The organism is Bacillus sp. AFS018417 (genome assembly GCF_002560985.1).
In the GTDB taxonomy this organism is placed as follows: Bacteria; Bacillota; Bacilli; order Bacillales; family Bacillaceae_G; genus Bacillus_A; species Bacillus_A rhizoplanae.
Genome location: NZ_NTTM01000041.1, coordinates 86,866 through 99,365, shown reverse-complemented (window position 1 = coordinate 99,365; position 12,500 = coordinate 86,866). Strand labels below are relative to the sequence as shown.

Annotated in this window: 9 protein-coding genes; 3 read left to right on the top strand and 6 right to left on the bottom strand. The window is 33.2% G+C overall.

From position 1 onward, the window contains the following. Nucleotides 1-70: 70 nt before the first annotated feature. From CN326_RS16700 to CN326_RS16680, 5 genes are all read right to left on the bottom strand, one after another. The gene (locus CN326_RS16700; RefSeq protein ID WP_098310114.1) at nucleotides 71-1,516 is read right to left on the bottom strand and encodes an ArnT family glycosyltransferase; all 1,446 of its coding nucleotides are present in this window, start codon (nucleotides 1,514-1,516) and stop codon (nucleotides 71-73) included. A gap of 228 nt (nucleotides 1,517-1,744) precedes the next feature. Further along, nucleotides 1,745-3,343: an ABC-F family ATP-binding cassette domain-containing protein gene (locus tag CN326_RS16695; protein ID WP_098310113.1), complete on the bottom strand. Its 1,599-nt coding sequence runs from the start codon at nucleotides 3,341-3,343 to the stop codon at nucleotides 1,745-1,747. Between the two features lie 553 nt (nucleotides 3,344-3,896). Then, entirely contained in the window at nucleotides 3,897-4,718 is an 822-nt protein-coding gene (locus CN326_RS16690; RefSeq protein ID WP_098310112.1) for a glycosyltransferase family 2 protein, read from the bottom strand. Nucleotides 4,719-4,793: 75 nt separating this feature from the next. Beyond that, nucleotides 4,794-6,248: an oligosaccharide flippase family protein gene (locus CN326_RS16685; protein ID WP_098310111.1), complete on the bottom strand. Its 1,455-nt coding sequence runs from the start codon at nucleotides 6,246-6,248 to the stop codon at nucleotides 4,794-4,796. A 274-nt stretch (nucleotides 6,249-6,522) separates the two neighbouring features. Beyond that, the gene (locus tag CN326_RS16680; protein WP_098310110.1) at nucleotides 6,523-7,035 is read right to left on the bottom strand and encodes an acyl-CoA thioesterase; all 513 of its coding nucleotides are present in this window, start codon (nucleotides 7,033-7,035) and stop codon (nucleotides 6,523-6,525) included. 345 nt (nucleotides 7,036-7,380) lie between these two features. On the opposite strand from CN326_RS16680, the gene CN326_RS16675 reads away from it, so the two are divergent. Continuing rightward, the gene (locus CN326_RS16675; RefSeq protein ID WP_255258144.1) at nucleotides 7,381-8,658 is read left to right on the top strand and encodes a glycosyltransferase family 39 protein; all 1,278 of its coding nucleotides are present in this window, start codon (nucleotides 7,381-7,383) and stop codon (nucleotides 8,656-8,658) included. A gap of 272 nt (nucleotides 8,659-8,930) precedes the next feature. Here the strand turns inward: CN326_RS16675 and CN326_RS16670 are convergent, their stop codons facing one another. Further along, nucleotides 8,931-9,563, bottom strand: coding sequence for a trimeric intracellular cation channel family protein (locus tag CN326_RS16670; protein WP_098310108.1), 633 nt, complete (start codon nucleotides 9,561-9,563; stop codon nucleotides 8,931-8,933). 322 nt (nucleotides 9,564-9,885) lie between these two features. Between CN326_RS16670 and CN326_RS16665 the strand changes: the two genes are divergently transcribed. Both CN326_RS16665 and CN326_RS16660 read left to right on the top strand, forming a co-directional pair. Continuing rightward, a complete protein-coding gene (locus tag CN326_RS16665) occupies nucleotides 9,886-11,253 on the top strand; it encodes an O-antigen ligase family protein (protein ID WP_098310107.1) in 1,368 nt (455 codons plus the stop codon). Nucleotides 11,254-11,340: 87 nt separating this feature from the next. Continuing rightward, nucleotides 11,341-12,444 (top strand): glycosyltransferase, encoded by a 1,104-nt coding sequence (locus CN326_RS16660; RefSeq protein WP_098310106.1) that lies wholly within the window; start codon nucleotides 11,341-11,343, stop codon nucleotides 12,442-12,444. Nucleotides 12,445-12,500 lie beyond the last annotated feature (56 nt).

The window sequence follows — 12,500 nt, the reverse complement described above, 5'->3', positions numbered from 1 at the left end:
GGAACAGGCTGTTATTACGTTATTTTTATTTCATGTATAAACCGTTTCATTTAATTAAGTTTTACACTTTTTATAGAAATGGTAATCGTGTGAGTTTTTTCATATATTGATGAATCACATAGATTCCATAGCTTTGAATAATAAAGAAGCTTGGAATGATAAAATATCGATATCTTGTCTGTATTTCTATTAAAAAGTGAATAGATATATATCCAATAATAAGTAATAGGAATAATGTATACTGAAGGTTTTTCTGCTTTGTGAAAAGAAGGTATAATAATCCAATCATACCAAATAGCATGGTTGCAATATAAATATACTTTTCATATTCCATGGCTGTATCAGCTAATTCTTTTTTATTTAATTGATTTAAGCTCCAGTAACCGGCGGAATCAAGACCTCCCCACATATAGGAAAATTTATCTCCAAAGAGTGTGAATAGCTTTTCTTTATCTGCAATTCGCTCTTTAATGAGTTTCATTTCTAATTCTTTTCTTTCTTCACCTATTTCTAGACTCATGATTTGTTCAGCATCGGATGTTGAATATAATCCTGTTGTTTCGTGGTTAAGTCCTACGACAAATTTCCAAAGGGGATCACGATTAGATAAAGGATACTGTGTAACTCCTGTAGCAATGAATGCAGAGCTCACGAGATAATGGACAGCATAAAAGACAAAAAGAATACCAATAAGTTTCTTTGTTGTAGTAACCATTGATTTCTTATCTTTCCCAAGAAACCCGTGAAGGAATAGATAAATAATAACTGCTAATAAAATAAAGCTACCTAGAGGACGTGTTATATCACCAAGCGCTAGTGTAATCCCTACAAAGATCCAAGTATATTTACTATAGAATCTTTTTGACACTAATAAATAGAACCCTAAATAAAATAAAAATGTTGCAAGGTGGTCATTAGTTAAGACAGAGCTCATCATAATGCTTGGAATAAAAAAAGCATATAATAGTCCAGCTATACGCCCAGTCCACTCATTAAAAATGTTGTTTGTAATACTATATATACATATGGTAGTTCCTGTACAATAAAGGACATTTAACAACTTCAAGATGAATATATGGTTACCGAATACATTGATGATAAAAGCTTGATACATCGTAAATCCAAGTTGATATACCCATGCTGTATAGTAGGGAGAACTTGAAAAACTATAGTCACCGTGAGCAGCTTGTACAGCACTCCTATACATTAATGCAAAGTCAGATTCAATTGGTGTTGGGACTTTTAGAATCCAAATGAACCGAAGGGTAAACGTGCAAAGTATTAACAAAATAATAAAGGCAGTTTTAGAAAGATATTTATTACAAAGGTAAGTTAGTAATATCAGCAAAATCATAATGATAATTACAATTGGGCCGCTAATAAGTGTTCGAACACTTAGAGTTTCTTTAACAGTTAAATAAGAGCTCCAAATAGTAAAAGCAAAGATAAGTAAGCATAAAAACACGAGGCATTTTGCTAACAATGAATTTAAACGATTCCATTGTAGGGTTAACATGGCTTATTACACTCCTTGTTTTTATTAATTTTCAAGGTGAAGTATAGTAATAATTTATGTATTTAGATGGGAATAAAGCGCACTCTTCATAAGAATGCAATTTTTTAAACAAGGTAAAATGTTTTTCCTAAAGAAGAAATAATGAAATATGCCTCTTGTCTTAGACAAGAGGCATATTTTTATCCCGCATTAACGGGCAGTAAGACCCCCACTGATGGAAGTTTCACTTTATTGATGAGCAGCTTTTTCCGCCCATTCCTCTACGTTCCAAACTTTTGTAATCCAACCTTCATAAAAGTCTGGTTCGTGGCAAACAAGAACGATTGTCCCTTTATAGGCTTTCATAGCGCGCTGTAATTCATCTTTTGCTGTTACGTCAAGGTGATTTGTTGGCTCGTCAAATAATAGCCAGTTACTTTCTGTTGCCATTAATTTGCATAAACGAACTTTTGCTTGCTCACCACCACTTAGTTGGCTCAATGGACGAGAAATATGCTCATTTTTTAAACCGCATTTCGCAAGCATTGCACGTACTTGATGTTGGTCTAAGTGTGGGAACGCATTCCATACATCATCAATTGGTGTAATATTTTCTGCTTTTACTTCTTGTTCAAAATAAGCTGGCTCTAAGAAATCACCAAGGCTTGTTTTTCCGCTTAGCGGTTTAATTTTTCCAAGAATCGTTTTGAGTAATGTTGATTTTCCGACACCATTACATCCGACAATGGCAATTTTCTCACCACGTTCAATTGTCATTGTTAATTTCGGTAATAGAGGGTGTGTATAGCCAATTTCTACATCTTCTCCTTCGAAGACAAAGCGGCTGCTTGCACGGCACTCTTTAAAAGAAAACTCAGGTTTCATAGCAGTTTCTGGACGATCAATACGCTCCATACGCTCCAACTGCTTTTGACGGCTTTTTGCACGTCCTGTCGTTGAGTAACGCGCTTTATTTCGTGCGATAAAATCTTCTTGCTGTTTAATGAACTCTTGTTGTTTTTGATATGCTTGTAAATGTTGATTTTTGTTGATTTCTGCTAGTTCTAAGAACTTTTCATATGTTGCTGTGTAGCGTGTCATTTTTGAGAATTCCAGATGGAAAATAACATTGACACATTTGTTCATAAATTCTGTATCATGGGAAATTAAAAGGAACGCATGTGGATATTCCTTTAAATAGTTTGCTAACCATTGAATGTGTTCAACGTCTAAATAGTTGGTCGGCTCATCGAGTAATAGCACTTCTGGTTGCTCAAGTAATAGTTTAGCAAGCAATACTTTCGTACGTTGTCCACCACTTAATGCTGAAACATCACGATCTAAACCAATTGCATCAATTCCAAGACCGCGTGCTGCTTCTTCAATTTTAATATCTAATAAATAGAAACCGCCTGCTTCAAGTGCATCTTGCGCTTCTGCCATCTGTTCAAGTAGTACTTCTAATTCTTCTGGTGATGCCGTTGCCATTTTTTCAGTAATTGTATTTAACTCTTTTTCTTTCTCAAATAACGGTAAGAATGCATCTGTTAATACGTCACGAATAGTTCTTCCAGGCGTTAAAATTGTGTGCTGGTCTAAATATCCGTAATGCGTACCTGGTGTCCATTCTACACGTCCTTGATCATGAATAAGTTGCCCTGTAATAATATTCATAAATGTTGATTTACCAACGCCGTTTGCGCCGACTAAGCCAACATGTTCTCCTGCTAATAAACGCATTGATACATCTTTAAATAATGTACGATCGCCAAAGGTATGCCCTAGGTTTTCAACTGTTAATAAGCTCATAGTGTCCTCCGCCCTGTTTGAAATAGTATCTTGAATCATGATACTAAATTCTTAAATATAAAGCTATCTTTAAATTATCACGTATTCCTTATGAATGGGATATGTAACTTTATGGGAAAAAGTTATGTTTGTACTCAGGAAGAATATGAATTGTTGTAACTATCGATTTACCTTACAATAATGTAATTTTTTTGTAAGATAAATCGATAGTTGATTCCTTTTATATATTATACACTTTCGTTAACAAGGCCTTATGAACATATAGATGAATAAATATAATGATAAATACGATGATGCGTGCTTTATACCAAGATGATAAATTGTCATTATTTTATTCATCACTTGTTTAGAGATTATAAAAAATCTCCTTGTTTTTTTGTAAGTTAAAACCCTATAAAGAAAAAGCAACTGTCCAACGAAGGATCAGTTGCTTTTTCTTTTATCACGCTATTCGCGGGCAGTAGGACCTCCACCTCAAGATTGAGAGAGAAGTGCAGTAGATAGGTGGGGGCTAACTGTCCCGTAAAAGCCCGATTGGCTCGACTAACCATCAGTGGGGATAAAGAAACTCCTCACCGATGGAAGTTTCACTTTATTTAAAGTACCCTCTGACAATTCCTTTTAAGCGATTTGCATGGAATTTTCGTTTATCGTTAGAGATGTTTTGCATCGTACGGAATGTAGCAGCAGCAATGGCACGTACAAAGTAAGGGAATCCGTAATGCAAGCGAATGACTCTGCCGAAACCTCCAGCATAGGAAATTGCTCTTTTCAATGATTGCTCATTAATGACTTCTTCTTTTACAGGATGATATACGAAAAGGTCTTTCTTAAATACACCTGTATATCCATTCTTCATACCGCGAAGTACGAAGTCAGTTTCTTCACCGGCTCCATAAATCGTTCCTGATCCAACTCCTAAGTCTTCATCAAATGTGCCTACATCTTGTACAAATTGTTTCGTGAAGAATAGTGCAAAGGAAGGTCCCATGAAGCCATATTTGTTATTTAAAATGATGTCTGTTTCTGGTGCGTGTATTAAAGAGCCTGTCCCTTCTACATTTGTTGTATTGGTAGAGACAAAGTGAATATCTTTGTCTCTACCAAACGTTTCTTGGATGCTTTCTAATACATTTGTTTCGTAAATACAATCGTCATCTGGAAAAGCAATAATATCGCCGTCAATTACTTTTAATCCTGTGTTACGTGCACGAGATAGACCTTTAATTGGTGTGTATATATAGTTGATTGGGAATTTTTCTTTATAATCTTCAAATAAATCAGAGATTGGTATATCATTTTGATCAACTACGATGAGTTCAAAGTTTTTGTATGTTTGTTTTTCTAGCGATGTTAGTAAATCTATAATATCATCACGTCTGCCGCAAGTGGCCATGATTAAAGAGAATTTCAATCGTAACAGCTCCTTTAAGAAGTTTCGTTAGCAGGAGGATTGAGGAAAAGATGTAGTATCCTTTCCTCATGTGTATTACGCTTTTTTAAATTTTAATTTTATTTTATTTAAAAACATAAAGAGAATTTCATCCTTTGTTACCAATAAGATAAGAGCGTAAGCAAATATATTTACTGAAATTGTGATAAAAGCAAATGATAGCGTGTTTTTGAAATACATCTTTACAATAAATGTTAATGGAATAAACGTTAGTGAGTAAAGTAAATATTTTAATTTGCTCATATCAAACAATGTGTAATTTACTTTTAATTTTTTCTTTACATACATATATTCCAAAACAATCAATAAGCAGTTTGCAATTGTTGTTGTGAAAATAGCAGTTGCTGGTGTGAAGACATGAAAGATAATTAATAAAATATCTAATACAAGGTTTGTGAAACCGCATATGAATAAAAAGCGAACTAAAATATGTTCTTTCTTCTTCACATAAATAATTTGGTTCGATAGAATTGACTCGATTCCTACGGAAACCATATATAGAGCAAAAATAGATAATGTATTCCCAGCAGGTGCAAATTCGGATCCGCCGTAAATAATAACGGCAGCATGAGAAATTAAAATTAGGCCAACAGCAGCAGGGAAGAGTGTAATAAAGTATACCTTTGAAATCTTATTTAATAATGTTTCATACTCTTTTTCATCAGCATTTCCTGATAAATAGGATAGTCTTGGAATGGTAACTTGAATTACGCTGACCATTAGTGTATTAACAATGGTCATCATTTGAAAGGCCATTACATAGAATGCCACATATTCTGCACCTAAATATTCTCCAAGTAAGAAACGGTCTAATTGTGTATACAAGATACTTGTATTTGAGAAAATAACAACTGCTAGTAATGGTTTTAAGTGCGGAACGATTGTAATATTAGAGAAATCAAATTTTATTTTCCGCTTAATGTATATAAAGCTAGTAAAATGATTTAAAAATGTTGAAAGAGCTAATAGTGCTGCAAATTGTTTATAGTCGTTTGCATTATGAACGATTATAAATAATAGCACAACGTAAGTTAATCTAACACAAATGGTTTTTATAGCAATAAAATCATAGTTTTCATGAGCCTCATTTACCCATTCTACGTAGAACATATTCGAAATGAAGTTAAATCCGAAAATAACTAATACCGGGAATATTTTTTCATTGCCATAGCCGATGTAACTAAATATTAAAAAGGTTGAAAGAGCAAATAAGCTTGTCATTAAATTAATAAGGTAAAGGTTTGTGAAAAGTTGACTTACCTTTTTTTTATCATTTTTTATTAAGCTCATTTCTCGTAATCCATATTGATAAATACCAAATACAGCAAAAATGAAGAAGTAATTAAAAATCGTATCAGCAAAGTTAACAGTTCCCATTGATTGTGCTCCAAGCGCTCGGTAAGCGTATGGTCCAACGAGTAAGGGGAGAATAATGTTAAAGACATTCAGTGCAATCTTATACAAAATGTTTTTAAATAGTGATTTTTGCATAACTAGATCCTTCTATACATAATTTTATGGAGTTTATGATTCGTGCTTTATCTATTACACATTTCGTAATTATACGATTTATCTTATGTTGTGGGCAAATTTTTTTAAAAGCCCCAGCTAACTTATAAGTAACCTTATCAGTGTAACGCACGTAAACTTTGTAAAGCAACTTATGGAAATAATCATTGATGAAAACGGATTTTAAATGTCATATTAAAGATTAAGAAGAAGTATGAGAAACCACCATCCTAATAGAGGATGGTGGTTTCTTTAATTATGCATTCCACGGTTTTTGGATGGTTAGTACTTCTGCCATTTCTTTACTTTTTAGTCGGTTCAGTTTTCGTTTTTCTGCACGTTCTGCACCTGTATTATATAACCATTGCTCTTCTTCTGTTTCAGCAATTAAACCTGGTACAGAGGATGGTTTTCCGTCCTCTAATGCCACGAAAGTAATGAAGCAAGTAGCAGCAATGCGGCGTTCACCGCCTAATAAATCCTCTGCAACGACTTTTACGAATACTTCCATAGAAGATCTTCCTGTATAACAAACGAATGCTTCATAGCAAACAGAATCAGTTTGATGAATTGGTGTTAAAAAGTCAACAGAATCGATAGAAGCTGTCACACAGTGTTTACGACTATGACGTGCAGCTGCGATAGAAGCAATGCTATCAATTTCTGCTAATAATTTTCCGCCAAATAATGTTTGATGGTTATTTAAGTCATTCGGAAAAACACGTGTTGTTTTTATCGCCTTGGATTCTCTCATAAATTTCTTTTCCATATTATCTACTCCTGTTTGTTTTGTTCTAATGATATCCATAAGAACTCGATTTGTTCTGTTCATTATTTATAGTAATTAATGAACAGAAGTTTCACTCCATATAGATTGTAGTGTAAAAGAGATTTCGCTTACATTGCAAGGAGAATATGTGATGTTACTAGCTTTGTCATAGAAATAGGCTACCAGCACTCCTTTTATTCATGATAAAATCATCTTGTTAAAAATATAAAGTTAAAGGGAATAGATATCCTTTAACAAAGAGAAAAAGAGGTGCAATGCAATAGAATTATGAGTAATGTACAGATAGGCTTTCATTCTTTTTTTAACAAGATAGTAGTTGGACTCATGTTCCTCTTTTTTTTATATTCATTTTGGTATTCTTTTGAAGAGGTAAGCAATATTTTTGATATAAACTCTTCTAGTTTAGTGATTGTGTTAGGTGTTTGTATCATTTTAATTTTGCTGGCTACATCTATTTTACAATATCGATTTACGAGTAAACAATTTATTATTTTTCTTATTTCAATTACTGTGGTACTTCGCTTTCTATCAATTGTGTCGATGGGAGCCCCACTTGAAGGTAACGCGAAGGTGATATATGAGGCCGCTAAGCAAATTGGGCAAGGGAATACTAGTTTTAGCGGACTAGAAAATCTTGTACAATTACCTTTTATTATGTATGAATCCTTTTTTATTCGTTTTTTTGGAGATGCAATGTTTGTATTAAAGATATGTAATATCTTATATTGCGGGGCTACAGCCTTTTTTATTTACAAGCTTGCTTCTACGCTATTTCATGAAGAATGCGGCCGAATTGCAGCTATGTTGTATGCTTTGTATATTCCTAATATTGTACTTTGTTCCGTGTTAACGAATGAACATTTAGCAACATGTTTATTTTATTTTGCATGTTACTTACTTATACATAAAGGTTTAAGTCACTCGTATATGTGGGGAGTGGCTGCTGCTTTATTTGCTTTTAGTAATATGATTCGTCCATTAGGTTTATTTTTGATTATAGTCCTTGTTATGTACCTTGTAGTGGTGGAAGTTTTGCAAAGTGCAGAACGAAAAAAAATGCTTTTTAAAATAGTAGGTGTATGCGTTATATTTTATGGTGTCCATTACGGAGTAAGTTACGCGTTGGCAAAATCAAATAGTTTACAATATACATTTACAAATGATCAGTATGTTCAATCTGTATTAGTAGGAGGAAATGAAAAAACAACAGAACAAGAGAAGAAAGAGAAAAAAGAGTATACTGTGGATTTTATAAATAAAAAGTTGAAAGCAATAGAGATGGATCAGTTTACCTCTATTCAAATGAGTTTAGGGAAATTTCAGAAACAAGGAATACAAAACACTCTTATAAAGGGTGGGTACCTTATATATATAATGATTACAATATTTGCAGCAATTGCTATGTTACATCTTCTATTTCAAAAACCGGGAAATGAAAGTTATATGCTGCTTCTATTCATTACAGGAGGCTATTTATTTACAAGATTTATGGATATGCGTATTGTATATGATGGCATACTAGTCCCTAGTTTATTGATATTACAAAGCTATGGGATATATATAGTATATCAATATTGTCAAAAGCTGTTTTTTAAAAAATAAAAGAATCCTCTAAGTAGGATTCTTTTTTCATCTTTAAAAATGCTTAGCATGATTGTTCCTCCTGTATATGTTTATCCTGCTATCTCTAGACAATAAGCCCCTACCTCAAAATTTAAAGGCGAAATCCCTTGTTGGTAGAAGTTTTACCTTATAAAATGTTTGGCATTTTATTTATTATAGATTTTCTTTAAATTCTTATATTTAATTTAAGTGATTATAATAACATAAAGAAAGAGAATTCTTCCGAGAATTCCCTTTTGTATGAAAATAGATCAATGACCTTTATTCATTTTTGCATGTGTCTTAAAAAAGACTGGGAAATGTACATTATAGATAAAAGTTACAACACGTATAGTAAATGTCACAAGTAAACAAATATAGAAAGCTAATACGTGTGATCCCATTTCATACGTAATAAGAAAGCTAATTGCACCTAGAATGGAGGCAATTGCATAAATTTCTTTACGAAAGACATATGGGATATCTTGAGCACAAATATCGCGTAAAATTCCACCGCCAATACCTGTAATTACTCCCATAGAAACAACTAAGAAAGAAGCAGTCATATGATGGGTAATGGCTGCATTTGCACCGATTGCAGTAAATACGCCTAAACCAACAGCGTCTGAGAGCATAATAACAACTTGTAATTTATGAATTCTTTCAAAAAACATACAAGTAAATAATGCGGCTAAGATACTAATGAAAAAGTAAATGGGTTGAACAAATGCAACTGGAGGTAAGTTTCCAATCATAACATCGCGAATTATCCCGCCGCCAAGTGCAGTTGCTACAGATAAACAAAGGACACCAAATAAATCAAGTTCTTTTTTCAAGCCTACTAATGTACCAGAAATGGCAGCTGCGATAATACCGAGAAATGTAAATACATCAATTAAAAACATTGCTCCAATCCCTTCCTTCTAAAGATGTTCCAAGGAAAGAATATACACTAAAGTTATGAAAATAACAATTACTGTTTCGCTACATGTAAAAAAAGTGAAAGAATAAGGAAAGAAAGCGTTTGAAAATGCTATTTGAGAGTGAATAAATTATAAAGTGAAACTTCCCTCAGTGGGGGTCTTACCGCCCGTTAATGCGGGATAAAAATGAGGTTTTTAAAGATTTTAGTATTCAATTAAAATACCACTTAGTCAATTGAGGACTTATGCTATAATAAGTATTTGGAACGAGTTACGATACTTACAATATTTATCGGAGGCAAAGATGTTAAATAACAATAGTTTAGGTTATAAATTCGAGAGCTTTCTATTGATTTTTATTATATTACAACCAATTATAGACTTGCTTACATCATTTTGTATTTTAGTGCTCAAAATTGATGCAACGGTTGGAGTGATATCGCGTTTCTTTGTTATGGCTCTTGCTGGTATTTATATTCTCATGCAAGCCCGTGTTAGAGAAAACCGAAAATATATTATATATTTACTTGGACTAGGAATTGTCCTTGGATTAGGATTTTTAAATAATAAAATGATTAAGAATCCGATGTTACAAGGAGAAGAGATTAAGTTTATCGCAAAGACGTTATACCCATTTGTCATGATAAGCTGTTATATTCTAGTATTTAAGTCATTAAAAATGAAAGAAACGATGCATACAAAGATGAGAAATTATGTAGCGTATGCAGCTTTAATTATAAATGTGGTTATGGTTGTATCTATCGCAACGGGAACAGATTCTAATAGTTATGAATATTTTAAAGAAGGTTCACGTGGCTGGTTTTTTGCAGGGAATGAACTTGGATCGGTTTTAGCAATAATATGTCCAATTGTTGTTTTGTATTCTATTGAAAAAACAACAAGCTTGGCAAAGAGCTATTTTTGGATTCCGTCTCTTTTAATAATATTTTCATTATTTGCAGTTGGTACAAAAGTAGGAGCGGGAGCTATTTTCTGTACAGTTGCTATTGCTATTTTTATGTGCTTTATACAAGCATTTTTACAACGGAAAGAGCATAATAAAAAGCCATATTTGTTAAATGGTTTGATTGCAACAGTTATATTTGTAGGAGTATTGGGGTATTTTCCGTTCTCGCCAATATATAAAAATACAAGTATTCATGTTCAAGTTTTTGAAAAAGTACAACGGGAGAAAAAACAACAGAATAAACCTGTTACACCAGAGGATATTAAAAAAGAGAAAGAAGAAGAGAAACAGGCTGAGACACAATCTCTCATTTTCAGTGGACGTGAATTATTTACACAGATGTATAAAGACTTTTATAAACAAGCGCCTATGTCTCAGAAGTTACTTGGTATGGGGTATGGTGGTAACTTTAAAGATGCCCCAAAATTAATTGAAAGAGATTTCCATGATTGGTTTTACACATTTGGAATTATCGGTTTCATTTTCCTTATGATTCCATTTGTGTATTATGGTTTGAGAATCCTAATGGTATTTATAACAAGGTTTCGTGATATGTTTACAGTTAAGTATGCGTTGTTAGCTGCGGGTCTTTTGTTAGCATTAGGAATTGCTTTTACAGCAGGTCACGTATTAACGGCACCAGGGGTAAGTATTTACTTTGCTGTATTATTGGCATATTTAATCGTAGATTTAGAAATAGAATGATGGGGAAATAAAAGCTAGCATTATGTTAGCTTTTATTTTTTGTTATAGTAAAACAAAGGAAAAATATATTAACGGAGGAAGAAAAAGATGAAAGTGTTACATATGAATGCTGGAGCAGAAACAGGTGGCGGAAAAACGCATATTATTTCACTTTTGTCACAATTTCCGAAAGATGAAGTAGAATTAGCAGTATTTGAAGAAGGTCCAATTGCAAGCGAAGCGAGAGCGTTAGGGATAAAGGTACACGTTTTTTCACAATCATCTCGCTATGATATATCTATTCTCTCAAAAATACGTTCTTTTATTAATGAAGAACGTTTTGATATCGTTCATACACATGGAGCAAGAGCAAACTTTTATCTTTCTCTATTAAAAAGAAAGATAAGTGCCAAATGGGTCACAACAGTTCACAGTGATCCGACACTGGATTTTATGAAACGTGGTTTAAAAGGATGGATTTTTACAAAGTTAAATTTACGTTCGTTTAAGAAGATTGATTTGTTTTTTGCAATTACAGAACGTTTTAAGAGAAATACGGTAACACTAGGTGTACCAGAGGATAAAATTTGTACAATCTATAATGGTATTGAATATGATCTTACACCAGCAAAGCCTTATAACTTAGAGGAACAATTCGGTATACAAGCAGACGTATTTACAGCGATTCAAGTAGCGCGTCTTCACCCTGTTAAAGGGCATGAAATATTATTTGAGGCATTACAAAATACGGAGATTCCAAATATAAAAGTATTGTTACTTGGCGATGGTCCGATTGAGAATGAGCTAAAAGAAATGGTAAAACAAAAAGGAATAGAAGATAAAGTACTATTTTTAGGACATCGTCAAGATGTAAAAGAATTATATGCATCGGCACATATTAACTTACTTACATCACATAGTGAAAGTTTCTCACTTGTTTTATTAGAAGCGGCAAATCAACGTTTAACTTCTATTGCTACAGATGTTGGTGATATGTCAAAGCTCATTGTCGATGAGACATATGGCTGGATCATTCCAACTGGCGATGCTGCGGCTCTTGCTCATGCATTAGAGGAAGCATATGAAAAATGGAAGAATGGTGAATTGGCGGAAATGGGTGAGCGTTTATATATGCATGCGTCTTCTCACTTTTCTTTACGAAAGGTGTATGAAGATACGCATAAAGCGTATGAAAAGCTTTTATCGGAGTAACTATTATACTAAATTAGGAAAGTTAGACTACCCGTAAAAGCCCGATTGGTTCAACT